At 63.1% G+C, this 24,891-nt stretch carries 24 protein-coding genes and 1 pseudogene; 18 read left to right on the plus strand and 7 right to left on the minus strand.

The features are described 5' to 3' along the window. Positions 1-891: 891 nt before the first annotated feature. Both ACIP1G_RS23925 and ACIP1G_RS23930 read right to left on the minus strand, forming a co-directional pair. Positions 892-2,385, minus strand: coding sequence for a CoA-acylating methylmalonate-semialdehyde dehydrogenase (locus ACIP1G_RS23925; RefSeq protein WP_023662877.1), 1,494 nt, complete (start codon positions 2,383-2,385; stop codon positions 892-894). 73 nt (positions 2,386-2,458) lie between these two features. Further along, entirely contained in the window at positions 2,459-3,805 is a 1,347-nt protein-coding gene (locus ACIP1G_RS23930) for an aspartate aminotransferase family protein (RefSeq protein ID WP_400741295.1), read from the minus strand. A gap of 118 nt (positions 3,806-3,923) precedes the next feature. Between ACIP1G_RS23930 and ACIP1G_RS23935 the strand changes: the two genes are divergently transcribed. The 5 genes from ACIP1G_RS23935 (at position 3,924) to ACIP1G_RS23955 (ending at position 8,427) form a co-directional block, all read left to right on the plus strand. Continuing rightward, positions 3,924-4,841, plus strand: a complete 918-nt coding sequence (locus ACIP1G_RS23935; protein WP_400741298.1) for a LysR family transcriptional regulator — start codon at positions 3,924-3,926, stop codon at positions 4,839-4,841. Positions 4,842-4,931: 90 nt separating this feature from the next. Next, complete coding sequence (locus ACIP1G_RS23940) at positions 4,932-5,594, plus strand: TetR/AcrR family transcriptional regulator (RefSeq protein ID WP_400741301.1); 663 nt, start codon at positions 4,932-4,934, stop codon at positions 5,592-5,594. A gap of 9 nt (positions 5,595-5,603) precedes the next feature. Further along, the gene (locus ACIP1G_RS23945) at positions 5,604-6,188 is read left to right on the plus strand and encodes an IMPACT family protein (RefSeq protein ID WP_400741304.1); all 585 of its coding nucleotides are present in this window, start codon (positions 5,604-5,606) and stop codon (positions 6,186-6,188) included. Between the two features lie 518 nt (positions 6,189-6,706). Next, positions 6,707-7,393 carry an SDR family oxidoreductase gene (locus ACIP1G_RS23950; RefSeq protein ID WP_400741306.1) on the plus strand — a complete coding sequence of 229 codons (687 nt, stop codon included), beginning with the start codon at positions 6,707-6,709 and terminating at the stop codon, positions 7,391-7,393. An 86-nt stretch (positions 7,394-7,479) separates the two neighbouring features. Further along, positions 7,480-8,427 (plus strand): adenosine deaminase, encoded by a 948-nt coding sequence (locus tag ACIP1G_RS23955; RefSeq protein ID WP_400741309.1) that lies wholly within the window; start codon positions 7,480-7,482, stop codon positions 8,425-8,427. A 19-nt stretch (positions 8,428-8,446) separates the two neighbouring features. Here the strand turns inward: ACIP1G_RS23955 and ACIP1G_RS23960 are convergent, their stop codons facing one another. After that, entirely contained in the window at positions 8,447-9,160 is a 714-nt protein-coding gene (locus tag ACIP1G_RS23960) for a transcriptional regulator (protein ID WP_400741310.1), read from the minus strand. Positions 9,161-9,649: 489 nt separating this feature from the next. On the opposite strand from ACIP1G_RS23960, the gene ACIP1G_RS23965 reads away from it, so the two are divergent. Continuing rightward, complete coding sequence (locus tag ACIP1G_RS23965; protein ID WP_400741313.1) at positions 9,650-9,847, plus strand: hypothetical protein; 198 nt, start codon at positions 9,650-9,652, stop codon at positions 9,845-9,847. On the opposite strand, the gene ACIP1G_RS23970 is transcribed toward ACIP1G_RS23965, so the two are convergent. Both ACIP1G_RS23970 and ACIP1G_RS23975 read right to left on the minus strand, forming a co-directional pair. Further along, on the minus strand, positions 9,798-10,979 hold the full coding sequence (locus ACIP1G_RS23970) for a multidrug effflux MFS transporter (RefSeq protein ID WP_400741315.1): 1,182 nt from the start codon (positions 10,977-10,979) through the stop codon (positions 9,798-9,800). The two genes, ACIP1G_RS23965 and ACIP1G_RS23970, sit on opposite strands and share 50 nt — an antisense overlap. Positions 10,980-11,211: 232 nt before the next feature. Beyond that, entirely contained in the window at positions 11,212-11,409 is a 198-nt protein-coding gene (locus tag ACIP1G_RS23975) for a heavy-metal-associated domain-containing protein (RefSeq protein WP_400741317.1), read from the minus strand. A 144-nt stretch (positions 11,410-11,553) separates the two neighbouring features. On the opposite strand from ACIP1G_RS23975, the gene ACIP1G_RS23980 reads away from it, so the two are divergent. From ACIP1G_RS23980 to ACIP1G_RS24000, 5 genes and pseudogenes are all read left to right on the plus strand, one after another. Continuing rightward, on the plus strand, positions 11,554-11,940 hold the full coding sequence (locus ACIP1G_RS23980) for a hypothetical protein (protein WP_400741320.1): 387 nt from the start codon (positions 11,554-11,556) through the stop codon (positions 11,938-11,940). Positions 11,941-11,992: 52 nt separating this feature from the next. Beyond that, positions 11,993-14,392, plus strand: coding sequence for a heavy metal translocating P-type ATPase (locus ACIP1G_RS23985; protein ID WP_400741323.1), 2,400 nt, complete (start codon positions 11,993-11,995; stop codon positions 14,390-14,392). Beyond that, complete coding sequence (cueR, locus tag ACIP1G_RS23990) at positions 14,389-14,799, plus strand: Cu(I)-responsive transcriptional regulator (protein WP_400741326.1); 411 nt, start codon at positions 14,389-14,391, stop codon at positions 14,797-14,799. Before ACIP1G_RS23985 ends, cueR begins: the two co-directional genes overlap by 4 nt. 324 nt (positions 14,800-15,123) lie before the next feature. After that, positions 15,124-16,053: pseudogene (locus tag ACIP1G_RS23995) on the plus strand (sensor histidine kinase); the annotation flags it as partial. Positions 16,054-16,182: 129 nt separating this feature from the next. Next, positions 16,183-16,911, plus strand: a complete 729-nt coding sequence (locus tag ACIP1G_RS24000; RefSeq protein WP_400741417.1) for a methyl-accepting chemotaxis protein — start codon at positions 16,183-16,185, stop codon at positions 16,909-16,911. Positions 16,912-17,020: 109 nt separating this feature from the next. On the opposite strand, the gene ACIP1G_RS24005 is transcribed toward ACIP1G_RS24000, so the two are convergent. Both ACIP1G_RS24005 and ACIP1G_RS24010 read right to left on the minus strand, forming a co-directional pair. Continuing rightward, positions 17,021-17,800 carry an AraC family transcriptional regulator gene (locus ACIP1G_RS24005; protein ID WP_400741329.1) on the minus strand — a complete coding sequence of 260 codons (780 nt, stop codon included), beginning with the start codon at positions 17,798-17,800 and terminating at the stop codon, positions 17,021-17,023. A 218-nt stretch (positions 17,801-18,018) separates the two neighbouring features. Then, positions 18,019-19,296, minus strand: coding sequence for an acetyl-CoA C-acetyltransferase (locus ACIP1G_RS24010; protein ID WP_400741332.1), 1,278 nt, complete (start codon positions 19,294-19,296; stop codon positions 18,019-18,021). A gap of 118 nt (positions 19,297-19,414) precedes the next feature. Between ACIP1G_RS24010 and ACIP1G_RS24015 the strand changes: the two genes are divergently transcribed. The 7 genes from ACIP1G_RS24015 to ACIP1G_RS24045 all read left to right on the plus strand — a co-directional run bounded on the left by ACIP1G_RS24015 (position 19,415) and on the right by ACIP1G_RS24045 (position 24,883). Continuing rightward, on the plus strand, positions 19,415-20,767 hold the full coding sequence (locus ACIP1G_RS24015) for a 3-oxoacyl-ACP reductase (protein ID WP_400741334.1): 1,353 nt from the start codon (positions 19,415-19,417) through the stop codon (positions 20,765-20,767). Positions 20,768-20,769: 2 nt separating this feature from the next. Further along, complete coding sequence (locus tag ACIP1G_RS24020; RefSeq protein ID WP_400741336.1) at positions 20,770-21,621, plus strand: MaoC family dehydratase; 852 nt, start codon at positions 20,770-20,772, stop codon at positions 21,619-21,621. Between the two features lie 192 nt (positions 21,622-21,813). Then, entirely contained in the window at positions 21,814-22,119 is a 306-nt protein-coding gene (locus tag ACIP1G_RS24025; RefSeq protein ID WP_019470373.1) for a MazG-like family protein, read from the plus strand. Then, a complete protein-coding gene (locus ACIP1G_RS24030) occupies positions 22,116-22,865 on the plus strand; it encodes a methyltransferase domain-containing protein (protein WP_400741339.1) in 750 nt (249 codons plus the stop codon). Before ACIP1G_RS24025 ends, ACIP1G_RS24030 begins: the two co-directional genes overlap by 4 nt. A gap of 21 nt (positions 22,866-22,886) precedes the next feature. Next, a complete protein-coding gene (locus ACIP1G_RS24035) occupies positions 22,887-23,522 on the plus strand; it encodes a DUF4136 domain-containing protein (protein ID WP_400741341.1) in 636 nt (211 codons plus the stop codon). Positions 23,523-23,541: 19 nt separating this feature from the next. Next, on the plus strand, positions 23,542-24,111 hold the full coding sequence (locus tag ACIP1G_RS24040; protein ID WP_400741344.1) for a DUF4136 domain-containing protein: 570 nt from the start codon (positions 23,542-23,544) through the stop codon (positions 24,109-24,111). A gap of 301 nt (positions 24,112-24,412) precedes the next feature. After that, positions 24,413-24,883, plus strand: coding sequence for a prepilin peptidase (locus ACIP1G_RS24045; RefSeq protein ID WP_400741346.1), 471 nt, complete (start codon positions 24,413-24,415; stop codon positions 24,881-24,883). Positions 24,884-24,891 lie beyond the last annotated feature (8 nt).

Raw genomic sequence — 24,891 nt, forward strand, 5'->3', positions numbered from 1 at the left:
GGCCACTTGTGATGCTGATAATCTTTTTGACTATCAGTCCGTACTCACAAGCACCCACACGAATTGCTTGATTCGATTTGTTAAAGAGCGTTTGGCTAAGAGCTTTTCATCTCAACCGAGGCGCGCATTCTACGCTTTCCTCAGGGCCTGTCAAGCGTTTATTTTGAAGTTTATTTCGAGAAACTCGTTTAGCTTCAAACACTTGGCTCGCTGCGATCTCTCGTAGCGGGAGGCGAATTCTACAGCGATTTGAGGCGCTGTCAACCTTCTTCTCAACCGCTGGCGATCTGTTGATCGTAGCCCTTTCAGCTGCCTTCGAACTATTTAACTCTTTGAATTTCAAGGAGTTTGTTGTTCCGATGCCGCTGGAAGTGGGGCGCATTATAAGGGGATTCGGAAACCGGTCAACCTTTAATTTCATTTATTTGAAATATCCCCGGCGAAGGCCGTATCAAGGCCGACAAGTGCCTGCCACAACATCATCAGCGCCTATGAGATCGAGCGCCGCCCGCGCGGCGCTTCGCGGCTAAAGCCGCTCCTACGTTTGTTTCGGGCCAGTTATGCCTGGGGGATTTGCGCGCGGACGCCTGGGTGCCTGTCTTGATATCGCGTCGTACAACAAGGCGGTCGCGCGCGCTTGGCACAGGATGGACTGGCCCGAAACAAACGTAGGAGCGGCTTTAGCCGCGAAGCGCCGCGCGGGCGGCGCTCGATCTCATAGGCGCTGATGATGTTGCGTCGGACACCTCTCAATCCCAACACTATCTATAGACAGGCCCATCTATAGACAGGCCTATCGCCCAACCTGACACCGCAACAACCAAACCCAAACCCAAACCCCCAAAAACAAAACGGGGAGGCCTACCGGCCTCCCCGCTCCCACCTCACCCCTTACAAACTAGGAAACGCAAACTGCGACGCCTCATGGCTAGCCCGCTGCGGCCAGCGCTGGGTAATCGCCTTGCGACGGGTATAGAAACGTACCCCGTCCGGCCCATAAGCATGCAGGTCACCAAACAGCGATCGCTTCCAGCCACCAAAGCTGTGGTAAGCCACCGGTACCGGCAGCGGTACGTTAACACCCACCATGCCCACTTCGATCTCGTCGCAGAACAGGCGCGCCGCTTCACCGTCACGGGTAAAGATGCAGGTGCCGTTGCCATACTCGTGATCGTTGATCAGCTGCATGGCCTGCTCCAGGCTGTTCACCCGCACCACGCACAGCACCGGGCCGAAGATTTCTTCTTTATAGATGCGCATCTCCGGCGTCACCTTGTCGAACAGGGTGCCACCGACGAAGTAGCCATCTTCATTACCGGCTACACGGAAACCACGGCCATCGACCACCAGCTTGGCACCAGCGGCAACACCGTCATCGATGTAACCCACGACCTTGTCACGCGCAGCCGCAGTTACCAGCGGGCCCATGTCCAAGCCGCACGAGGTGCCAGCACCAATCTTCAGTGCCTTGATCTGCGGCTCCAGCTTGGCAATCAGTGCATCAGCCACCTGGTCGCCCACGCACACCGCCACCGAAATAGCCATGCAACGCTCACCACACGAACCGTAGGCTGCGCCCATCAGTGCGCTGACCGCGTTGTCCAGGTCGGCATCCGGCATCAGCACTGCGTGGTTCTTAGCACCACCCAGGGCCTGCACACGCTTGCCGCGCTTGGTGCCTTCGGCATAGATGTATTCGGCGATCGGGGTCGAACCAACGAAGCTCAGCGCTTTCACTTCTGGCGCTTCGATCAGCGCATCCACCGCTTCCTTGTCGCCGTGCACCACGTTGAGGATGCCCTTCGGCAGGCCGGCTTCCAGCAGCAGTTGGGCAATGAACAGGGTCGAGCTCGGGTCACGCTCGGAAGGCTTGAGGATGAAGGCGTTGCCGCAGGCGATGGCCAGCGGGTACATCCACAGCGGCACCATGGCCGGGAAGTTGAACGGGGTGATACCGGCAACCACGCCCAGCGGCTGGAAGTCGGACCAGGCGTCGATGTTCGGGCCGACGTTGCGGCTGTACTCACCTTTCAGCACTTCTGGCGCGGCGCAGGCGAACTCGACGTTCTCGATGCCACGCTTCAGTTCGCCGGCGGCGTCTTCCAGGGTCTTGCCGTGCTCTTCGCTGATCATCTGCGAGATACGCGCTTCGTTCTGCTCCAGCAGTTGCTTGAAGCGGAACATCACCTGGGCGCGCTTGGCCGGCGGGGTATTGCGCCAGGCCGGGAAGGCCGCCTTGGCGGAATCGATGGCTTCCTGCACGGTCGCGCGGCTGGCCAGCTCGACCTTGCGCACGGCCTGGCCAGTGGACGGGTTGAAGACATCGGCGGTGCGCTCACCCTTGGTAACCAGTTCGCCGTGGATCAGGTGCTGAACAATGCTCATGCATAACTCCAGATAAAGAAGGTAGAGGCAGGCGCGCGATGCGTTCACGCGCCTGGCATCAAATTCGGAACGATCAGTCGATCAGGTTCAGGGTTTCGCCCACTGCGTCGAACAGGCGGTCCAGCTCCTGCGGCGTGGTGTTGAAGGTTGGGCCGAACTGCAGGGTGTCGCCACCGAAGCGTACGTAGAAGCCAGCCTTCCACAGTTTCATCGCCGCTTCGTACGGACGGACGATGGCGTCACCGTCACGGGCAGCGATCTGGATGGCGCCGGCCAGGCCGTAGTTGCGGATATCGACGATATTCTTGGTGCCCTTCACGCCGTGCAGCAGCTTTTCGAAGTGCGGCGCCAGTTCGGCGGCGGACTGCACCAGGTTTTCCTTCTGCAGCAGGTCCAGCGCGGCGATACCGGCGGCACAGGCTACCGGGTGGGCCGAGTAGGTATAGCCGTGCGGGAATTCAACGGCGTAATCCGGGGTCGGCTGGTTCATGAAGGTCTGGTAGATCTCGCTGCTGGCGATTACCGCGCCCATCGGGATGGCGCCGTTGGTCACCTGCTTGGCGATGCACATCAGGTCCGGGGTAACGCCGAAGGCTTCGGAGCCAGTCATCGCGCCCATGCGGCCGAAACCAGTGATCACTTCGTCGAAAATCAGCAGGATGTTGTGCTGGGTACAGATTTCACGCAGGCGCTTCAGGTAACCCTTCGGCGGCGGCAATACACCGGCGGAACCCGCCAGCGGCTCGACGATCACCGCAGCGATGTTGGAGGCATCGTGCAGCTCGATGAGCTTGAGCATTTCGTCTGCCAGGGCGATACCGCCCTCTTCCGGCATGCCCTTGGAGAAGGCGTTCACCGGCAGTACGGTGTGAGGCAGGTGATCGACGTCCAGCAGCTGGCCGAACATCTTGCGGTTACCGTTGACGCCACCCAGGCTGGTACCGGCGATGTTCACCCCGTGGTAGCCACGGGCACGGCCGATGATCTTGGTCTTGGTCGCCTGGCCTTTCAGGCGCCAGTAGGCACGCACCATCTTCAGCGCAGTGTCGGCGCACTCGGAACCGGAGTTGGTATAGAAGACGTGGTTCAGATTGCCTGGCACCAGGTCAGCAATCTTCTCTGCCAGCTGGAACGACAGCGGGTGGCCGAACTGGAACGCCGGGGAGTAGTCCAGGGTAGCCAACTGACGGCTCACCGCGTCGGTGATTTCCTTGCGGGTATGCCCTGCGCCGCAGGTCCACAGGCCAGACAGGGCATCAAAAATCTTGCGCCCCTGGTCATCGACCAGGTAGTTGCCTTCGGCCGCCACGATCAGGCGTGGGTCGCGCTGGAAGTTACGGTTGGCGGTGTAGGGCATCCAGTGGGCATCCAGCTTGAGCTGGCTGGCGATACCGGCGGTAGCGGTTTCGGGCATGTTCATCGGCGGTTCCTCGAAAGACGATTAGGCAACGATGGATGTTGTTGCAGCTAAATTGGCACGGCGATAAAGTCTGAAAAAGCCTACATTTCTAATCTTCAGACAGGCCACGACTAAACTAATGAGCCGACGCCCCGATCCACTCGCCCAGGTCAGCGACTTCGACATACGCCTGCTGAAAATCTACCGCAGCGTAGTCGAGTGCGGCGGTTTCTCTGCCGCGGAGAACGTGCTGGGCATTGGCCGTTCGGCCATCAGCCAGCAGATGAACGACCTCGAGCAGCGCCTGGGCCTGCGCCTGTGCCAACGCGGCCGCGCCGGCTTCTCGCTGACCGAGGAAGGCCGCGAGGTCTACCATTCGGCACTGCAACTGCTCAGTGCCCTGGAAAGCTTCCGCACCGAGGTCAACGGCCTGCACCAGCATTTGCGGGGCGAGCTGAACATTGGCCTGACCGACAACCTGGTAACCCTGCCGCACATGCGCATTACCCATGCGTTGGCCGAACTCAAGGACCGCGGCCCCGATGTGCGCATCCAGATCCGTATGATCGCCCCCAGCCAGGTCGAACACGGCGTGCTCGATGGCAGCCTGCATGTCGGCGTGGTGCCGCAAACCAGCCCGCTGTCCGGCCTTGAGTACCAGCCGTTGTACAGCGAACGCTCGCTGTTGTACTGCGCGGTCGGCCACCCGCTGTTCTATGCCGATGACCAGCAGATCGACGACGACCGCCTCAACAGCCAGGAAGCCATCACCCCCACCTTCCGCCTGCCGGCGGATATCCAGGCGCATTACCAGGCGCTGAATTGCACGGCCAGTGCTTCGGACCGCGAGGGCATGGCGTTTCTCATCCTTACCGGGCGCTATATCGGCTACCTGCCCGACCACTACGCCACGTTCTGGGTACAACAAGGCCGCTTGCGTGCGCTCAAGCCACGGCAGCGCTTTTATGACCTGAGCCTGAGCTGGGTGACGCGTAAAGGCCGCCGACCCAATCTGGTGCTGGAAAGCTTCCTCGAAAGCCTGGCTGCGACACGTTGATGTCAGTCTCTGCCGCAAACGCTTGTCACTTCGGCACAGGCAGGTAATCTTGTCCGACAGCCGCAGCCACTGACCCGTACGGAATCGTCCATGACCCTAGAAGTCCCTGCGCACCTCCCCTCCACCTCGGGCAAGCCCGCGGGCCGCATCCGCCAGAAGAACGAACAGGCCATCATCCAGGCCGCCGAAGACGAGTTCGCCCGCCATGGCTTCAAGGGCACCAGCATGAACACCATCGCCCTCAAGGCGGGGCTGCCCAAGGCCAACCTGCATTACTACTTCACCAACAAGCTGGGCCTGTACATTGCCGTGCTCAGCAACATCATCGAGTTGTGGGACAGCACCTTCAACGCCTTGAGCGTCGACGACGACCCCGGTGAAGCCCTGAGCCAGTACATCCGCACCAAGATGGAGTTCTCGCGGCGCAACCCGCAAGCTTCGCGGATTTTCGCCATGGAAGTGATCAGCGGCGGCACCTGCCTGACCGAATACTTCAGTGCCGACTACCGCGAATGGTTCCGCGGCCGGGCTGCGGTGTTTCAGGCCTGGATGGATGCCGGCAAGATGGACCCGGTCGACCCGGTGCACCTGATCTTCCTGCTCTGGGGCAGCACCCAGCACTACGCCGACTTCGCCACCCAGATCTGCCAGGTCACCGGCCGCAGCCGCCTGACCAAGCAGGACATGGAAGACGCGAGCAGCAATCTTATCCACATCATTTTGAAGGGCTGCGGCATCAAGCCGGCTGCCTGACTGTCATTTATGCCTTCTACCCTGCTCGACCTCTGCGAATACCGCGAGGAAATTCGCAAAAGCCGCTTCATCACCCTCGCCGGGCCAATCAGCAGTGCCGCCGAAGCGATGAGCTTCATCGAACGCCACAGCGACCTGGCCGCCACCCACAACTGCTGGGCCTGGAAGCTTGGCGCGCAGTACCGCAGCAGCGATGACGGTGAACCTGGTGGTACTGCGGGGCGTCCGATCCTGGCGGCCATCGAAGCGCAGGACTGCGACCAGGTTGTGGTGCTGGTGATCCGCTGGTACGGCGGCATCCAGCTCGGTACCGGCGGCCTGGCCAGGGCCTATGGCGGCGGCGCCAACAAGTGCCTGCAACAGGCGCCCAAGCGGCTGCTGGTGCAGCGCAGCGAATTCACCTGCAGTTGCAGCTTTAGCGAACTGGCCCTGGTGAAGTTGCGCCTGGCAGAGGTTGATGGCCTGGTGCTGGATGAACAATTCACAGCCAATGGCGTAGACCTGCTGATTGCCTTGGGTGAGGCTCACCTGACGCCTCTGCAGCAGCAGCTGGCCGACCTGAGCCGCGGGCGTATTTTGCTCGAAGCACGCTGAACATTGCCCACAACAACTGTGGGCCGGCCTGTGGATAAGCTTGGGGCATTCTCTTGCAGGCTACTGTTTTCAAGGCCCGCAGAGCTTTGATCATATTTTGATCACTGTTTGATGACAGCTGCAAACTGCTGAAAGGTCAGGAGTTATCCCCAACACGAGGCTAAGCGAGCCTGCCGGCAAAGCGTTGTGCTTGCACACAATAACTGTGGACCAGCCTGTGGATAACCCGTGCGCCAACAGGCGAAGCGCCCGGTTACACAAGGGCGCGGCGCAGCTGATCATTTTTTAGCCAGCCTCAGGTAGGTGTTGAGCTTGCGTGCTGCGCATATCCTGTGGGAGCGGGTTTACCCGCGAAGAATTCCACGCGGTGGATGGCACCGGCTCGCCGGTGTTCGCGGCTAAAGCCGCTCCTACAGGTACTGCATCATGCTTGAAGGCTGTGCAGAAGCCGGGCAAATCGGCGCCAGTGCATTATCCTCAATACCCTTCTTTGCCAACCGATCATGGAGCGCATCCACATGGCTAATGCAAAAACCGCACTCATCATCGGCGCCTCGCGCGGGCTTGGCCTGGGCCTGGTGCAGCGCCTGCACGAAGACGGCTGGAATATCACCGCCACCGTGCGCAACCCGCAGCAGCCCGGCGCCCTGTCAGCGGTGCCCGGTGTGCGTATCGAGCAGCTGGAAATGAACGACACCGCCCAACTCGATGGCCTGCAGCAACGCCTGCAAGGCCATGTGTTCGACCTGGTGTTCGTCAACGCTGGCGTCATGGGCCCCCTGCCGCAAGATCTGGAGACAGTAAAAAACAAGGACATCGGTGACCTGTTCATGACCAACGCCGTGGCGCCGATTCGTGTGGCCCGCCGCCTGGTCGGCCAGGTACGCGAGGGCAGCGGTGTGCTGGCCTTCATGAGCTCGATCCTGGGCAGCGTGACCATCCCCGACGGCGGCGAAATCTGCCTGTACAAGGCCAGCAAGGCGGCGCTTAACTCGATGATCAACAGCTTCGTCGTCGAGCAGCAGCGCCCCGACCTGTGCGTGCTGGCCATGCACCCTGGCTGGGTGAAAACCGACATGGGCGGTGAAAACGCCGAGATCGACGTGCTCACCAGCACCCGTGGCATGCTCGACCAGATCAACGCACAAAGCGGCAACGGCGGCCTGCGTTTCATCAACTACAAGGGCGAACCCTTGGTCTGGTGATTCACCGGGTCGCAGCCTGGCCGGGCGCATTGCCCGGCCAGCCCCTGTAGAATGGCGGCAACCGTACCTGATTGAGATAAGCCCCTATGTATGACTGGTTGAACGCCCTGCCCAAGGCCGAACTGCACCTGCACCTGGAAGGCTCGCTGGAGCCCGAGCTGCTGTTCGCCCTGGCCGAGCGCAACAAGATCGCCCTGCCCTGGGCCGATGTGGAGACCTTGCGCAGTGCCTACGCCTTCAACAACCTGCAAGAGTTCCTCGACCTTTATTACCGGGGCGCCGACGTGCTGCGCACCGAGCAGGACTTCTACGACCTGACCTGGGCCTACCTGCAACGCTGCAAGGCGCAGAACGTTATCCACACCGAACCGTTCTTCGACCCGCAAACCCACACTGATCGCGGCATCCCTTTCGAAGTGGTGCTCAACGGCATCAACCAGGCGCTGAAGGACGGCCGCGAGCAACTGGGCATCAGCAGTGGCCTGATCCTCAGCTTCCTGCGCCACCTCAGCGAAGATGAGGCGCAAAAAACCCTCGACCAGGCCCTGCCGTTCCGCGATGCGTTCATCGCCGTTGGCCTGGACAGCTCGGAAATGGGCCACCCGCCGAGCAAATTCCAGCGCGTGTTCGACCGCGCCCGCAGCGAAGGCTTTGTCGCCGTTGCCCACGCTGGCGAAGAAGGCCCGCCCGAGTACATCTGGGAAGCCCTCGACCTGCTGCACATCAAGCGCATCGACCACGGCGTACGTGCCATCGAGGACGAACGCCTGATGCAGCGCATCATCGACGAGCAGATCCCGCTCACGGTGTGCCCGCTGTCGAACACCAAGCTCTGCGTGTTCGACCACATGAGCCAGCACAACATCCTCGACATGCTCGAACGCGGCGTGAAAGTCACGGTCAATTCGGATGACCCGGCGTACTTCGGCGGCTACGTGACCGAGAACTTCCACGCCCTGCACACCCACCTGGGCATGACCGAAGACCAGGCCCGTCGCCTGGCACAGAACAGCCTGGATGCCCGGCTGGTCTGATTGAACGGCGGCGTTGTGCTCAACCGACCTGCAACGCCGCTACGCGGGCTATGCGATTGATCTGCTGGATACCCAGCGCCGAGATATGCAATGCCCGCGTATCCTCGGCCTCGCGCATCCAGCCAGATTGCAGGAACAACCTGAACAAGGCCTGGCCCAGCACACCGCCCAAGTGCGGCGCCTGGTCATTCCACTCGGTGCAGCGGCAAATCACGCAACCTCGTTGCTGGTGTGGCGCCAGGGCATCGATGTACACCCCGACCTGGGCCAACTGCACCCGCCCCTCATCACTGACCATCAACTGTCGGCCACTGCCTTCCAGCCAGCCGGCCACCACCAGGCGGTGGTACAACTCACTGGCCAACTCCCCGCCCAGGTGATCACCACAACGGCGCGCCCGGCGCATCGACATGGGCAATGGTGATGCCGGCGACTTGGCCCGCTCCCCCCTGGCGCCTTCCAGTTGGACACTGGCCAGGGCCTCAACCGCCGCCCCGACCTGTGGGGTTGCCAGGCGAAAGTAGCGTTTGCGGCCCCTGGCTTCATGCCTCAGCAAACCGGCCGACGACAGCAACGAAAGATGCGCGCAGGCCGACGACGAAGTCAGCCCGGTCATTATCGCGAGTTCATTGGCAAGCCGTGGCGTGCCATCGATCAATGCCCACAACATGGCACTGCGCTTGGGGTCGGCCATCAGGCTGGCAATCTGGCTGATACTGCTGGCTGCGTTCATGTCCCTGTAACTCCCTGCAAGTTCACTCTGTGGATGCGATGGCCAACCCTGGCAGGGAAGCGCCTCTCGCTGGCACTGGCCTGCGTGGCCAGTATAAGCCGCATAAAACGCCATTCAGGCAGCCGCATGCCGTGGCCGATCCGCCAAAAATCCACTGGGTATGCCTACCCATGGCAAGCCGTGAAACAGCGTGGGCAGCCTGCCCGGAACCCCGTGAGCAGGCGCTCCGGCATACCCAGGCAGCGGCACAGGAACGTCATCAGGAAAAATACCTGCTGCAACTTCGGATGTGGCCGACAACCACCTTCCACAAGTAAGGCAAGCCAAAGCGAAGGTTCCACGTACTTGCAGGCATTGCGCCGCAAACTGGAAAAACGCTGTTCAAGATGCGCCTGTCGACCGTCAGTCAGGACACTGATACAGGCCATGGCAGGCAGGAGGGCGAGCGCTACACTTGACCCGCTCCCCACCTTTTGGAGGTATGCCGCGATGAAAATTGTCGTCAGTGCGTCGAGCCGAAACCCCACCTGCCCCTGGCAGGTCCAGCTCGATCAACACGTGGTCAGTTTCCGCAGCGAGGCCGAGGCGCGGGCCTTTGTCGCCACGCTGGAAACCCGCCTGCAGGCGCCTCACCCGCTCATGCGTGAGCCTTGGCCTGCAAGCGTCGGGTCAGCAGCGCGACACTGACCACCAGTGCCCCGCACAGGCTGATCACCAGCGCCATCGGCACCGCGCTGCCATCATGCAGCAAGCCGACCAGCGCCGCCGCGCCCGCAGCAACGCTGAACTGCACACAGCCCATCAGAGCCGAGGCACTGCCGGCCCGTGCACCCTGCCCGCTCATGGCGCAGGCAGAGGCGTTGGGGATGATGCAGCCCAGGCTGGCAATACACACGAACAACGGCACCAGCAGTGGCCACAACTGCGCTGGGCGCAGTGCCGCCACGCCCAGTAGCACCAGGCCGGCAACCAGGTACAGCCACACCGCACGCGCCAGCAGGAAGGCCGGACCACGCTTGGCCAGCAGGCGTGCATTCACCTGCGCTACCAGGATAAAGCCGGCGGCATTGGTGCCGAACAGCCAGCCGTAATGCTCGGCTGGCACGTCGTACAATTTGATGAACACGAAGGGCGAGCCGGCGATATAGGCAAACATACCGGCAATAGCGACCCCGCCGGTCAAGGCATGGCCGAGGAAAACCCGGTCTGCAAGCAGCCGCAGGTACTGGCGCAAGGCGCCAGACAGCGGCTGACGCGGCATGTGTTCGGGCAGGCTTTCCGGCAGGCCCAGGCTGACTGCCAGCAGGCAGCCGGCGCTGAACAGGCTCAAGGCGAGGAAGATCGACTGCCAGCCTGCCACGTTCACCAACACCCCGCCCAACATCGGTGCCAGGATCGGCGCCAGGCCCATGACCAGCATCAGTTGCGAGAACACTTTGGCCGAGGCCACCGGGTCGCACTTGTCGCTGACAATGGCCCGCGACAGCACCATGCCGGCGCAACCACCCAGGGCCTGGACAAAGCGCGCCAGCACCAGGGTGTCGAGGTTTGGGGCATAAGCACAAGCCAGTGACGCCAGGGTGAACAGGGTCACGCCGAACATCAGTGGTTTGCGTCGGCCAAAGCGGTCAGCCACCGGCCCGTAGGCCAGCTGGCCGATGGACAGGCCAAGGAAGTAGGCGGCCAAGGTGGCCTGGACGTGTTTTTCATCGGTGGCGAACGCCTGCGCCATGGCCGGGAAGGCGGGCAGGTAGAAGTCGATCGCCAAGGGCCCGAACGCACTGAGTGCGCCCAGGATGAGCACCATTCGCAGGTTCATCAGGAATCCATAGCAGGCTAAGCAAGTGATTGATTCTACCTGCTGTGGACCCTATCAATGTGAAAACATTTGCAACAAATCCAGTGGTCGGCGCGGTCCCTGTAGGAGCGGCCTTGTGTCGCGATGGGCCGCAAAGCGGCCCCCTGCAATTTATGCGTCTACCTCAAGAACCTGGGGCCGCGTTGCGGCCCATCGCGACGCAAGGCCGCTCCTACAGGGGATCAGCATATTGTCAGGCCACCTCAGCCTGATAACCCTCATCCCGAATAGCAGTAAGAATCTGCTCCTGCGCCAACTCACTCTGCACCCGCACCTGCTTTGCCGCCAAATCGATCTCGACCTTGGCCTCAGCATCCTGCTCCTGCACCGCCCGAGTCACGGCTTTTACGCAATGGCCGCAGGTCATGCCTTGTACGTTGAACACTTGCATGGGGTTGTCTCCTTCAGGTTTTCAGCGAGTCTCAAGCTTGCCATCAGGGCAAGGTCAAGCCCTGTCTGCAACACCTGGGGTGGAAATCCGCGCCCGCGTCGGCCAAGCTGCGCCTTTGGATGTCAGGCTAGCAGGAGATTTTTCATGTTCAGGGCAGCATTGGGCGTCGTCGGGCTATTGAGCACGCTGGCTGCGGTGCCACCGGCCAGCGCCGAGGGCAACTCGGACTACAGCGTACTGATCATTTCCCGCGAGCGCCTGGAAGTGGCCACCAGTTGCGAAATTGGCGTCTACCTCAATGATCAGCTCTCCGGGCGGGTGTTCCAGGAGCAGTCCACCTCGTTCAACTTGCCACCCGGCCCGGTGGACGTGCGCCTGCGCATACTGCCTGGGCAAGTGCCTGGCTGCGCAGCCGGTATCGAAGACCAGCGCAGCACGCGTTTGAATCTGCAGGCGGGCCAGATCAACAAATACCGCATCGCCATGGGGCACTATGGGCTGGAGTTGAAGCGCGCCGGCCTGGGCTATTGACCTTACCTGCGTGGCAAGGTTGATGCTGGAGGCCTGTCCAAGGAGGAGTGCCATGCCCGCATCCACTACATACGACCTGCCGATTTCCGGCATGACCTGCGCCAGCTGTGCCGGCCGGGTCGAGCGCGCCCTGCGCAAGGTCACCGGCGCTGAACACGTCAGCGTCAACCTCGCCACTGAACAGGCCCGGGTCCAGGCCCCGACCAACAGCCTGCCCGCCCTGGTCGACGCCGTGCGCGAAGCCGGCTACGGCGTGCCCACCCGCACCGTCGAACTGCAGATTGGCGGCATGACCTGCGCCAGCTGTGTGGGCCGTGTCGAGCGCGCCCTCGGCAAGCTACCCGGGGTCGAGCAGGTCAGCGTCAACCTGGCCAGCGAACGTGCACACCTTGAAGTGCTCACGGCCCTCGATGACAACCTGCTGATCGACGCCGTGCAAAAGGCCGGCTACAGCGCCAGCCTGCCGCAATCGGCCAAAGACGACCAGAACGCTGCCCAGCGGCGCTTGCGCAACGAGCGCCTGGCAGTCGGCGCGGCCTTGCTGCTGGCCCTGCCGCTGGTCCTTCCAATGCTGGTGCAACCGTTCGGCCTGCACTGGATGTTGCCCGCCTGGGCGCAGTTCCTGCTGGCAACGCCGGTGCAGTTCATTCTCGGCGCGCGCTTCTACGTGGCCGCCTGGAAGGCCGTGCGGGCCGGTGCCGGCAACATGGACCTGCTGGTAGCCCTGGGCACCAGCGCTGGCTATGGCCTGAGCCTGTACCAGTGGGCGCAGGCCCCCGCCGGCATGGCCCCACACCTGTACTTCGAAGCCTCGGCCGTGGTGATTGCCCTGGTGCTGCTGGGCAAGTACCTGGAAAGTCGCGCCAAGCGCCAGACCGCCAGTGCCATTCGTGCCCTTGAAGCCCTGCGCCCGGAACGCGCCCTGCGCGTGGTCGATGGCCTGGAAGAAGACGTGGCTATCGCCCAGCTGCGCCTGGGCGACCTGGTGCTGGTCAAGCCCGGCGAGCGCTTCCCGGTCGATGGCGTGGTCGAGGATGGCAGCAGCCATGCCGATGAAGCCCTGATCAGCGGCGAGAGCCTGCCAGTACCCAAGCAACCCGGCGACAGCGTTACCGGTGGCGCCATCAATGGCGAAGGCCGGTTGCTGGTACGCACCCAGGCACTAGGTACCGAGACCGTACTGGCACGCATCATCCGCCTGGTGGAAGACGCGCAGGCCGCCAAAGCGCCGATACAGAAACTGGTCGACCGGGTCAGCCAGGTGTTCGTCCCGGCCGTGCTGGTGCTGGCGCTGATCACCCTGGTCGGCTGGTGGCTGGCCGGCGCGCCGTTGGAAACCGCACTGATCAACGCCGTCGCTGTATTGGTCATCGCCTGCCCGTGTGCGCTCGGCCTTGCCACACCCGCAGCAATCATGGCCGGCACCGGCGTTGCCGCCCGCCACGGCATTCTGATCAAGGACGCCGAAGCCCTGGAGCGCGCCCATGCGGTCAACCGGGTGGTGTTCGACAAGACCGGCACCCTCACCTCCGGCAGCCCCCGGGTGGTCCATAGCCAGGCCCAGGCAGGCAGCAGCGCCGACCTGCACCGCCTGGCCGGTGCGCTGCAGCGTGGCAGTGAACACCCGCTGGCCAAGGCGGTGCTGGACGCTTGCACCGAACAAGGTCTCGACGTGCCTGGCGTCAGCGACAGCCAGTCGCTGACCGGGCGCGGCATCGCCGGGCGCGTGGAGGGCCGTGAGCTGGCCTTGGGCAACCGCCGCCTGCTCGATGAAAGCGGGCTGGCAGCCGGCGACCTGGCTGCCAAGGCTCAGGCCTGGGAAGCCGAGGGGCGAACTTTGTCGTGGCTGATCGAACGCGGCACCCAGCCCCGTGTGCTGGGCCTGTTCGCCTTTGGAGACAGCCTCAAACCCGGCGCCGCGCAGGCCATCGACACCCTGCACGCTCAGCACATCAGCAGCCACCTGCTGACCGGTGACAACCGCGGCAGCGCCAAAGTGGTTGCCGACGCCCTGGGCATCGACGATGTGCATGCCGAAGTGCTGCCAGCCGACAAAGCCGCGACCGTGGCCGCGCTCAAGCAGGATGGCGTGGTCGCCATGGTTGGCGATGGCATCAACGATGCGCCGGCCCTGGCCGCCGCCGATATCGGTATCGCCATGGGCGGTGGTACCGACGTGGCCATGCAGGCCGCCGGCATCACCTTGATGCGTGGTGACCCGCGCCTGGTGCCCGCCGCCCTGGAGATCAGCCGCAAGACCTACGCGAAAATCCGCCAGAACCTGTTCTGGGCATTCATCTATAACCTGATTGGCATCCCGTTGGCCGCGCTGGGTTACCTCAACCCGGTACTGGCTGGCGCCGCCATGGCCCTGTCCAGTGTCAGCGTGGTCAGCAACGCGCTGTGGCTCAAGGCCTGGAAACCCACCAGCAGCACCCAGGAGACGCCATGAACATCGGCCAGGCCGCCCGCCGCAGCGGGCTCAGCACCAAGATGATCCGTTATTACGAATCCATCGGCCTGCTCAAGCCTGCCACGCGCAGCGACAGCGGCTACCGCTTGTACCAGGCCGAGGACTTGCACAGCCTGGCCTTCATCAAGCGCTCCCGCGACCTGGGCTTTTCCCTTGAAGAGGTCGGCAAGCTGCTGACCCTGTGGCAGGACCGCGAGCGTGCCAGCGCCGATGTGAAAGCGCTGGCCATGCAGCACATCGATGAACTGAACCGGCGCATCGAGGAGTTGGTCAGCCTGCGCGACACCCTCGGCGAGCTGGTTTCGCACTGCCAGGGTGACGACCGCCCGGACTGCCCGATCCTCAAGGACCTGGCCAATGGTGCTGCTGGCAGCTGCTGTCATTAAGCCGTCACCAGCGTTTGCTACGCCATAAACGTCCAAACACGACCGAATAGTCACTAACCACGACTTTGCCCAATAAATACAGGCGTTTTGGCTACATAAAACCCGGATGGTGCCGATGCAGTTGCTACCTGCCTCGTGTGTCGACAATAAAAAATTCCGGGAGCGTCGATGAGCATCAAACAGAAACTGACCTGGGCATTCGCGGTCATCGCCGGCTTGCCCATTGTCCTTGTGGCCACCCTGGTGGTCCTCAACCTGCGTGGCGAAGCCCGCGACGGATTCCTCGACGGCAGCAGCCGGGAAATCCGCCAGGTCAGCAACGCGATGAACATCTTCTTCCAGGGTATCAACCAGAACGTCGAGTACCTGGCTGCGCAGCCGATGGTCGCCGCCGCCGGCAGCAACCTGAACAAGTTCATGAGCGCCAACCCGTCATACGAGCTGGGCGACCAGGACAAGCAACTGCTGGACTTCTTCACCCGGTTGGCAAATTCGCACCCGAACTATGCCTACGTTTCCTACGGTGTCAGTGACGGCGGCTACGTCGGCTGGCCGGCTGGGCAGAAGTTCGTCAACTACGACCCACGCCCGCGCCCGTGGTACCAGCTGGCCATGGCCAACCCCGGCAAGACCGTGCGTACTGGTGCCTACTATTGGGCCGCCGACGACGCCGTGCTGGTCAGTACCGTACGCGCCGTGGCCAACCAGCTGGGCAACCCCGGTGGCGTGGTCAACATCGATGTGTCGCTCAAGGGCCTGACCGAAATCGTCAAACAGATCAAGCTGGGTGAAAGTGGCTACCTGATGCTGGTGGAAAGCAACGGCAACGTGATGGTCGACCCACGCGAGGCCGGCCACAACTTCAAGCAGCTGGCGAGCTTTGGCGGCGGTTATGCCGACTTGGCCAAGGCCGGCAAGGGCCTGGTCGAGGTCGAGCTCAATGGCGTGCGCTACATGGCCAACGTCTACCCCGACGAGCAGCTGGGCTGGACCTTCATCGGCCTGATCGAGCAGAGCGAAGTGATGCAGACCACCACCCAGCTGACCTGGCTGATCGGCGTTATCGCCGTGGTGCTGGCCGCGCTGTTCGCCGTGGTCGGTGCAGCCTTTGCCAAGCTCATCGTGCGCCCGATCAACAGCGTCACCAATGGCCTGGAAGACATTGCCCAAGGTGAGGGCGACCTGACCCGCAACCTGGAAATCCGTGGCCGCGACGAAACTGCTCAGCTGGCCAGCTGGTTCAACCAGTTCCTCGGTGCCATCCGCAGCCTGATCCAGCACATCGGCGCTGCCGCCAGCAAAATCCTCAGCACCTCCAACAGTTCGACCCGGGTTTCCAGCGACATGGCAGAGGCTGCTGGCCGCCAGCGTGAAGCCGTGGACATGGTCTCCACCGCCTTCCACGAAATGGTCGCCACCGCCAACGAAGTGGCCCGCTCCTGCAGCCAGGCTGCGCAGTCGGCCGACAGCGGCCAGCAGCAGGCCCGCGAAGGCCAGCAGCAGATCGATGCGGCAGTTAACAGCGTCGACCGCCTGAGCCAGGAGATCGAGCAGTCGGCCCAGTCGATCCAGCAGCTGGAGCGTGACAGCAACGCCATCCAGTCAATCCTCGGCACCATCCGCTCGATTGCCGAACAAACCAACCTGCTGGCCCTCAACGCCGCCATCGAAGCCGCCCGTGCCGGTGAGCAGGGCCGTGGCTTTGCCGTGGTGGCTGACGAAGTGCGCGCCCTGGCCAAGCGTACTGCCGACTCCACCGCCGAAATTGACGGCCTGCTGGGCAACCTGGCCAGCCGCACCGCCGAAGTTGCCGAGCAGATGCATGCCAGCCTGGAGGTTTCGCAACAATCGGTCAGCCGCATTGGCCTGGCCCGTGACAGCTTTGGGCAGATCCGTGAGTCGGTGGACGTGATCCGCGACATGAACACCCAGATCGCCACGGCGGCCGAGGAACAGCACCAGGTAGCCGAGGACATCAACCGGCACATCAGCCAGATTCACGGCGATGCGCAGCTGGTGGCCGAGCTGGCCCAGGCGGCGCGCCAGGACTCGGAGAGCCTGGCTGGGTTGTCCAATGAGCTGGATGCGCTGGTGCGCAGGTTCCGTACCTGATGTGTGGCCTGTGCCGGCCTCTTCGCGGCTAAAGCCGCTCCTACAAGGGTAACGCGCCCCATGCAGGAGCGGCTTTAGCCGCGAAGAGGCCAGCACAGGCCACCAACCACTAAAGCTTCAACTCCCCCGGCGTCGCCCCAAACAACTGCTTGAACGCCGCAATATAGGCCGAAGTGGAGTCATACCCACACCCCAACGCCGCCTCGGTCACATTCTCCCCCGCCTCCAGCAACGCCAGCGAGGACAACAACCGCATACGTTGGCGCCAGTTGCGAAAACTCAAGCCCGTCTCACGCTGGAACAAGCGCATCAGCGTCTTCTCCGAGCACCCCAGCTCCCGCGCCCATTGCTGCAAGGTCTGCGGCTGGTCGGGTGCGGCGATCAGCCCATTGCACAGCGCCAGCAACCGCGGGTGCCGTGGTAATGGCAGCGAAAAGCCCACCTCCGGCAAGGTGCGCAACTGGTCGAGCAACACCGCCACCAGGCGCGCCTCGGCGCTGTCAGCTTCGGGATAGTCCGCCGGGAACAGGCAAAACTGCTTGATCAACTCGCGCGCCAACGGGGTCACTTCCAGCACCCGGCATTGCTCTGGCGCCCACGGGCAGGCATCGCGGCGCACATACAGGCTGCGCATTTCGGCCTGCATCGAGGTCACCACTTCGTGCTCGGCATCGGCAGGTATCCACACCCCCCACTGCGGCGGGGCAAAGTAGCTGCCTTCGTCGGTGTACACCCCGAGTACGCCGCTGATGGCGTAGGAGAACTGCACCCAGTCGTGCTGGTGGCGGGTGGTCCAGGAACCGGCGCCGAGGCTTTCGGCACGGGCGTAAAGCGGCCTGGGCAGGTGGTCCAGTTCAGGGATGGGACGGGGCTGTCCGATGATCGGCATGATGGTTTCTTGTAGTTCTGACCAGACAAGCCTAACAGCAGTAGGCCAACACGGTCAGTTGTAGGAGCGGCCTTGTGTCGCGATAGGGCTGCGAAGCAGCCCCAGGATATCTGCGCAGATGCGGAAATTGCCGGGGCTGCTTCGCAGCCCTATCGCGACACAAGGCCGCTCCTACAAAGACCGCACAGGTCTCTGAGGCAGTGCGGTAAGGAAGCAAATCACCGCTCGACGATGACGGTAACGCCTTGCCCACCCGCCGCACAGATCGAAATCAGCCCCCGCCCCTTCCCCGCCGTCGCCAGCAACTTCGCCAAATTGGCCAGTATCCGCCCCCCGGTCGCTGCAAACGGGTGCCCGGCCGCCAGCGAGCTGCCTTTCACGTTGAGCTTGCTGCGGTCGATTACCCCAAGCGGTGCATTCAGCCCCAATCGCTCCCGGCAAAAATCAGCATCCTCCCAGGCCGTGAGCGTGTACAGCACCTGGGCAGCAAAGGCTTCGTGGATCTCGTAGTAGTCAAAGTCCTGCAGCGTCAGGCCATTGCGCGCCAACAACCGCGGCACGGCATACACCGGCGCCATCAACAGCCCTTCGCGGCCAGTGACGAAATCCACCGCAGCGGTTTCGCCATCGACCAGGTAAGCCAGCACCGAAAGCCCCTGCTGCGCGGCCCATTGCTCGGTACCCAGCAACACCAGCGAAGCACCATCGGTCAGCGGCGTGGAGTTGCCCGCCGTCAGCGTGCCCTGGCCACTGCGGTCAAACGCCGGCTTGAGCTTGGCCAGTTGCTCAAGCGTCAGGTCCGGGCGCAGGTTGTTGTCCCGTGTCAGCGTCATGAACGGCGTCAGCAGGTCATCCTGCCAACCTTCGGCATACGCCGCGGCCAGCTTCTGATGGCTGTGCAGCGCCAGTTCGTCCTGTTCAGTACGGCCAATGCGCCAGGCCTGGGCCATGCGTTCGCAATGTTCGCCCATCGACAACCCCGTGCGCGGTTCGCCATTGCGCGGCAACTCGGGTTTCAGGTGGTGAGGGCGCAGCTTGAGAAATGGCTTGAGCCGCTCCCCCAGGCTTTTGCCACGGTTGGCCTGCAGCAGGATGTGGCGCAGGCCTTCGTTGACCGCAATCGGCACATCGGAGGTGGTGTCCACACCGCCAGCGATGCCGCATTCGATCTGCCCCAGGGCAATCTTGTTGGCCACCAGCAGCGCTGCCTCCAGCCCGGTGCCACAGGCTTGCTGGATGTCATAGGCCGGGGTCTGCGGCGACAGGCGCGAACCCAGCACACATTCGCGGGTCAGGTTCATGTCACGCGAGTGCTTGAGCACTGCACCAGCCACCACCTCACCCAAGCGCAGCCCATGCAGGCGATAACGCTCGATCAGCCCTTCGAGGGCGACGGTAAGCATCGCCTGGTTGCTGGCCGTGGCGTAGGCGCCATTGGAGCGGGCGAAGGGGATTCGGTTGCCGCCCAATATCGCGACCCGGCGAGGTGAACGCATGCGTTTGTTCCTCCTGAAACAATTTGATCCGTACAGCCTAGGTGTTTTTACCGCATTCGAACGACCTTGCCACAAAGTTGGTCCACACTTTCAAGCTTGCCTCCCGGGAGACCCACTCATGAGTGATCGCTACTTCGGTTTTGCCAACTCCAACCTCGGCCGCCGGCTCGTGGATGCCCTTGGCCTGCCACGCCCGGCGCCGCTGGAGCGCTGGCAGGCCGGCCGCCTGCGCCCGGTTGAAGGGGCGCTGGTATTGGGCGGCGGGCCACTGGCGAGCAAGGTCGAAGCCATTGCCCCGCGCCTGACCGACGAGGTTTACAGCTTCAATGCCGACCACCTGCAGGCTGAAGCCTGGGTGGCTGGACTGGGGCCGAAAATCAAGGCCGTGGTATTCGATGCCAGTCACTTGTCCGACAGCGATGCCCTTAAGCAGTTGCGCGAATTTTTCCAGCCGCTGCTGCGCAGCCTGGCCCCGTGCGCCCATGTACTGGTGCTGGGCCGTGCACCGGAAAGCCTCGACGACCCATTGGCCAGCATCGCTCAGCGCGCCCTTGAAGGCTTCAGCCGCTCGCTGGCCAAGGAATTGCGCAATGGCGCAACCGCCCAGCTGTTATATGTTGGCGCTGGCGCGCAAGAGCAGCTGGAAGGCGCCTTGCGCTTCTTCCTGTCGCCCAAAAGCGCATTCATCTCCGGCCAGGTACTGCGCCTTGAGGCATGTGCCAGCCAGGTAGAGGACTGGACCCGCCCACTGGCTGGCCGCCGCGCCCTGGTCACCGGTGCCGCGCGCGGTATCGGCGCAGCCATCGCGGAAACCCTGGCGCGTGATGGCGCCGACGTGTTGTTACTGGACGTACCGCAGGCCAGCCAGGACCTCGACGCCCTCGCAGCGCGCCTTGGCGGCAAGGCATTGCCACTGGACATCTGCGCCAGCGACGCGGCTGCGCAGCTGCTCGCCGCCCTGCCCGACGGCCTCGACATCGTCGTGCACAACGCCGGTATCACTCGCGACAAGACCCTGGCCAACATGACCCCGGAATACTGGGACGCGGTGCTGGCGGTCAACCTCAAGGCACCCCAGGTGCTGACCCAGGCGCTGTATGACAGCGGCGCGCTGGGGGAGAACGCGCGGATCACCCTGCTGGCCTCGGTCAGCGGTATCGCCGGCAACCGCGGGCAGTCCAACTATGCCGCGAGCAAGGCCGGGCTGATCGGCCTGGCCCAGGCCTGGGCGCCTCGGCTCGCCGAACACGGCGGCAGCATCAATGCCGTGGCACCCGGCTTCATCGAAACCCACATGACTGCGGCAATGCCCATGGGCCTGCGCGAGGCCGGGCGGCGCTTGAGTTCACTAGGCCAGGGTGGCCGCCCACAGGACGTGGCCGAGGCCATTGCCTGGCTTAGCCAGCCAGGCACCGGAGCGGTCAACGGCCAGGTGCTGCGAGTGTGCGGCCAGGCATTGATGGGGGCCTGAACATGAACCGACACTGGCACGACCTGCACAGCCCGGCGGCCCGCGCCAACCTGTACCTGCGTGCGGCCAGCAAGCGCAAGGTCAGCGGCGACCGCTTGCCGGACGATGGCCTGCGCTGTTTCATCCGGGTCCAGCAGGACAACCTGGGCGCCTATCGCAGGCTTTGTCACTTTCCCGACGACGGCCGTCTACCGGCTACCTATCCACATGTCATGGCGTTCACCCTGCAATTGCAGTTGATGACTGCCGATGATTTCCCCTTCCCGCTGCTGGGGCTAGTGCACCTGCACAACCGCATCGAAGTGCTGCGCCCGCTTGGCGCTATCGAAGGGCTGCGCTTTGCGGTGCATGCGCACAATCTGCAACCGCATGCCAAGGGCGGCACTTTCGACCTGGTTACCGAGGCCGAAGACGGCATTGGCCTGCTCTGGCGCGAAACCAGCCGCATGCTGGTGCGTGGGCTGAAGCTGGATGGCGAGGCCAGTGAGCGTGCTGACGATGAGCCCGAGACATTGCCCGAGGCCACCCGCTGGTACGCCGACAGTGATATCGGCCGGCGTTATGCCAAGGTTTGCGGGGATTACAACCCTATCCACCTCAGCGCTGCCAGTGCGCGGCTGTTCGGCTTCCCCACGGCCATCGCCCACGGCATGTGGAGCAAGGCCATGGCCTTGGCCGCGTTGCGTGGGCACCTGCCGCACAGTGGCTATGCCTTTGAAGTGGACTTTCGCAAGCCGGTAAGGTTGCCGTCGGAGGTGGTGCTCAGTGCCAGTGAGGCGGTGCCTGTGGGGGAGTTGAGGCTGGATGGGCATGGCGGCGTGCTGCATATGCTCGGGCGCTGGGCCCCCCTGTAGGAGCGGCCTTGTGTCGCGATAGGGCCGCAAAGCGGCCCCGGCGCTATCAGCGGCGAAGCTGACAATGTGGGGCCGCTTCGCGCCCCGATCGCGACACAAGGCCGCTCCTACAGGGATCGCGCCCGTCTTGGTGGCAGGCGCTTGCTTTGCATCGGGCCTGCGCGGAAGCTATGCAGCATTAGGAGACCCCCGATGAACCTGCAAGAACTCACCCAACGCCTGCACCAGATCCGCGACAACAACGACTGGCGCGGCTTCCACAGCCCAAAGAACCTGGCCATGGCCGCCAGTGTCGAAATGGCCGAGCTGGTGGAAATCTTCCAATGGCTGAGCGAAGACCAATCGCGCCAGCTACCCGCCGACAAACTGGCCCACGCCGGCCAGGAAGTCGGTGATGTGGTGCTCTACCTGTTGCTGCTGTGCAGCGAGCTGGGCTTGGACATGGACCAGGTAGTGCGGGCCAAGCTGGCCGACAGCGAGAGGCGCTTCGCCCGATGAACGACCGTCACTTCGATGAACTGGCCACCCGCTTTGCCGAGAAGATCTACGGCGGCGCCAAGGGTGCGATTCGCCTGGCTGTACTACAGGCCGACCTGGCCGAGGCCCTGCCCGACCGCCCGTTGCGTATCCTCGACATTGGCGCCGGGCTGGGCCACATGGCCTTGTGGCTGGCCCAGCGCGGCCACCAACTGACCCTGGCCGAACCGGCTGCGCCCATGCTCGACGGCGCACGGGCGCGTTTTGCCGAAGCGGGCCAGACAGCCACCTTCATCCAGGCCCCCTGGCAAGACCTGCTCGGCCAGTTGACCGAACCCTACGACCTGGTGCTGTGCCACGCGGTGCTCGAATGGCTGGCCGAACCGGAAAGCATCCTGCCCGTGCTGCACCAGCTCACGGCGCCCTCCGGGTGGTTGTCGCTGGCCTTCTACAACCGCGACGCGCTGGTCTATCGCAACCTGCTCAAGGGCCATTTCCGCAAGTTGCGCAGCAACCGGCTGGAAGGTGAAAAGCAAAGCCTGACCCCACAGAAACCGCTTGATCCACGTGAGCTCAAGGTGCAACTTGATCCTATGTGGCAGGTTGAAAGCGAAAGTGGCGTGCGGGTGTTCCACGACTACATGCCCAAGGAGTTCCAGGGCAAGGCCGAGCTGCTCGACCTGCTGGAAATGGAACTGGCCTACCGTCGCCACCCCAGCTTCGCCGGGCTCGGCCGCTACCTGCACTGGGTGTGCCGCCCCCGCTGACCCGCCCGCCGGGAGGAATACATGCCGTACCGACTGTTGTGCCTGGCCCTGCTGCCGCTTGCCCTGGCTGCCTGCCAGGCCAGCAACCCGTATGTGGCCAGCAGCCGCCCGTTACCACCGGCCCCTGCCCAGGCGGCCACCACCTTCGACGCCAGTGCCTACCCGGCCCCCGCCCGTGATTACGGGCACTATCGCAGCTGGAGCTGGCGCGACGGCCAGTTACCCAGCGCTTCGGTGGATGCCGACCCAGGGCAACTGGCCGATGCCGTCAGCGGTGCGCTCGACCAGCATGGACTGCGCCCCGCCCGGGGTGGCCCCGGCGATTTGCTGGTGAGCGCCGACATACGCCTGGAAAAGCGCTTGCGCCAGGTGCGTGACTACGACACTTACGACCCCTACTACGGACCCTACCCTTACGGCGGTGTTGGCTATGGCGGTTACCGCAACGGCTATGGGGCCTATGCCAGCGTACCCATCGTGCGCACCTACGAGGTGGAAGTGATGGTGGTGCGTATTGACCTGTACGACGCCCGCAGCGGCCAGCCGGTATGGAGCGCCAGCGCCGAAAGCGGCAGCGACAAGGACTCGCCGCGCGAACGCGAAAGTGCCTTGCGCGATTCTGTGCACAAGGCGCTCAGCGGCTATCCTCCCAGTTAATGCTTAACGGAGAACCATCATGTTGCGCCGTCTCGTTTTACTGTCATTTGCGTTATTGCTCACCGCCTGCTCCAGCAATAACGTCCAGCAGGATTTCGATGCCAGCCGCGATTTTGCCGCTTACCGCAGCTGGGCATGGCAGGAACCGGGCCTGCAGTACCGTCCGGATGACCCGCGGATCAAGAGCGACCTTACCGAGCAGCGCATTCGCCAGGCGGTCGCCGACCAGCTCGACCAACGCGGCCTGCGCCCGGTGCAAGGTGGCGCGCGGCCTGACCTGGGCATGCGCGCGTACCTGATCGTCGAGCAGCGCCAGCAACAGATCACCACCAACTACGGCGGGGGCTGGGGTGGCTACTGGGGGGGTTACTGGGGTGGCCCGATGTACAACGAAACCCGCAGTGTCGATTACAAGGTGGCCACCATTCAGATCGACATGTTCGATGGTCATGACGGCAAACTGGTATGGCGCGGCAGTGCCGAGCAGATCATGAACAACTACCCGCCAAGCCCTGAGGAGCGCAACAGCGCTATCCACAACACCGTGTCCAAAGTGCTGGCCAACTACCCGCCGGGTAGCAAGAAATAACCCCTCAGCCCAAATATGGACTTGGATTGTGGTTGTAGGAGCGGCCTTGTGTCGCGAAAGGGCCGCGAAGCGGCCCCAGCGGTTTATGCATTTACGCTGACATCCTGGGGCCGCTTCGCGGCCCTTTCGCGACACAAGGCCGCTCCTACACTTGAACGGTGTCAGGAACGACAAAATCGATTTCGACCACGCCTTTTTCAGTTGTAAGCCCCACTCCCCCACACGTTCCCGTCTATCTTCACATAAGGAAACCTGACTGACCGGGTAGAAGTGTTCAACATTTGGAAAGGGCGACCTGCCAATGCAAAGCATTGTTCTCCTGCTGTGGCTTGCCTTGTGCTCCGAACAGGATGTGCGTCAACGCCAGATCTCCAACCTGCTTACACTGGGCGTGGCCACGTGTGCGCTGCTTTGGTTGTTCGCCACCGGCCACACCTGGATCGGCGCCGATGCCAGCGATGCTGGTTGGGCGCTGGCCATCGTCATGCTGCTGACCCTGCCTGGCTACATGCTCGGCCGTTTCGGCGCCGATGACGTCAAGCTGATGGGCGCCCTGGCCCTGGCCACCAGCCCGCAATATGTGCTCGGCACCTTCATTGGTGCCGGTGTCAGTGTGCTGGTGTGGCTACTCACCCGCCGGCGCCTGTGGACCCTGCTAAAGCCCAAGGTAAAGAAACGACTGCAGGCCCTGACCGAAGAAATGGGCGACAAGCAGGCGTTTGTCCCTTATGTGCTCACTGGTTTTCTATTGACTGCGGTATGGATCCAATAGACATCCCT

This window comes from Pseudomonas sp. NPDC089392 (genome assembly GCF_044749595.1).
Classification (GTDB): domain Bacteria; phylum Pseudomonadota; class Gammaproteobacteria; order Pseudomonadales; family Pseudomonadaceae; genus Aquipseudomonas.

What these genes read in the sequence shown, in the direction of transcription:
- ACIP1G_RS23980 (WP_400741320.1), top strand. Translation starts at nt 11,554, where the DNA reads ATGTTCAGGGCAGCATTGGGCGTCGTCGGGCTATTGAGCACGCTGGCT.
- ACIP1G_RS24025 (WP_019470373.1), top strand. Translation starts at nt 21,814, where the DNA reads ATGAACCTGCAAGAACTCACCCAACGCCTGCACCAGATCCGCGACAAC.
- ACIP1G_RS24000 (WP_400741417.1), top strand. Translation starts at nt 16,183, where the DNA reads ATGGTCTCCACCGCCTTCCACGAAATGGTCGCCACCGCCAACGAAGTG.
- ACIP1G_RS24040 (WP_400741344.1), top strand. Translation starts at nt 23,542, where the DNA reads ATGTTGCGCCGTCTCGTTTTACTGTCATTTGCGTTATTGCTCACCGCC.
- ACIP1G_RS23945 (WP_400741304.1), top strand. Translation starts at nt 5,604, where the DNA reads ATGCCTTCTACCCTGCTCGACCTCTGCGAATACCGCGAGGAAATTCGC.
- ACIP1G_RS24015 (WP_400741334.1), top strand. Translation starts at nt 19,415, where the DNA reads ATGAGTGATCGCTACTTCGGTTTTGCCAACTCCAACCTCGGCCGCCGG.
- ACIP1G_RS23925 (WP_023662877.1), bottom strand. Translation starts at nt 2,385, where the DNA reads ATGAGCATTGTTCAGCACCTGATCCACGGCGAACTGGTTACCAAGGGT.
- cueR (WP_400741326.1), top strand. Translation starts at nt 14,389, where the DNA reads ATGAACATCGGCCAGGCCGCCCGCCGCAGCGGGCTCAGCACCAAGATG.
- ACIP1G_RS23970 (WP_400741315.1), bottom strand. Translation starts at nt 10,979, where the DNA reads ATGAACCTGCGAATGGTGCTCATCCTGGGCGCACTCAGTGCGTTCGGG.
- ACIP1G_RS23955 (WP_400741309.1), top strand. Translation starts at nt 7,480, where the DNA reads ATGTATGACTGGTTGAACGCCCTGCCCAAGGCCGAACTGCACCTGCAC.
- ACIP1G_RS23975 (WP_400741317.1), bottom strand. Translation starts at nt 11,409, where the DNA reads ATGCAAGTGTTCAACGTACAAGGCATGACCTGCGGCCATTGCGTAAAA.
- ACIP1G_RS24045 (WP_400741346.1), top strand. Translation starts at nt 24,413, where the DNA reads ATGCAAAGCATTGTTCTCCTGCTGTGGCTTGCCTTGTGCTCCGAACAG.
- ACIP1G_RS24020 (WP_400741336.1), top strand. Translation starts at nt 20,770, where the DNA reads ATGAACCGACACTGGCACGACCTGCACAGCCCGGCGGCCCGCGCCAAC.
- ACIP1G_RS24010 (WP_400741332.1), bottom strand. Translation starts at nt 19,296, where the DNA reads ATGCGTTCACCTCGCCGGGTCGCGATATTGGGCGGCAACCGAATCCCC.
- ACIP1G_RS24035 (WP_400741341.1), top strand. Translation starts at nt 22,887, where the DNA reads ATGCCGTACCGACTGTTGTGCCTGGCCCTGCTGCCGCTTGCCCTGGCT.
- ACIP1G_RS23950 (WP_400741306.1), top strand. Translation starts at nt 6,707, where the DNA reads ATGGCTAATGCAAAAACCGCACTCATCATCGGCGCCTCGCGCGGGCTT.
- ACIP1G_RS23960 (WP_400741310.1), bottom strand. Translation starts at nt 9,160, where the DNA reads ATGAACGCAGCCAGCAGTATCAGCCAGATTGCCAGCCTGATGGCCGAC.
- ACIP1G_RS23930 (WP_400741295.1), bottom strand. Translation starts at nt 3,805, where the DNA reads ATGAACATGCCCGAAACCGCTACCGCCGGTATCGCCAGCCAGCTCAAG.
- ACIP1G_RS23965 (WP_400741313.1), top strand. Translation starts at nt 9,650, where the DNA reads ATGAAAATTGTCGTCAGTGCGTCGAGCCGAAACCCCACCTGCCCCTGG.
- ACIP1G_RS23940 (WP_400741301.1), top strand. Translation starts at nt 4,932, where the DNA reads ATGACCCTAGAAGTCCCTGCGCACCTCCCCTCCACCTCGGGCAAGCCC.
- ACIP1G_RS23985 (WP_400741323.1), top strand. Translation starts at nt 11,993, where the DNA reads ATGCCCGCATCCACTACATACGACCTGCCGATTTCCGGCATGACCTGC.
- ACIP1G_RS23935 (WP_400741298.1), top strand. Translation starts at nt 3,924, where the DNA reads ATGAGCCGACGCCCCGATCCACTCGCCCAGGTCAGCGACTTCGACATA.
- ACIP1G_RS24030 (WP_400741339.1), top strand. Translation starts at nt 22,116, where the DNA reads ATGAACGACCGTCACTTCGATGAACTGGCCACCCGCTTTGCCGAGAAG.
- ACIP1G_RS24005 (WP_400741329.1), bottom strand. Translation starts at nt 17,800, where the DNA reads ATGCCGATCATCGGACAGCCCCGTCCCATCCCTGAACTGGACCACCTG.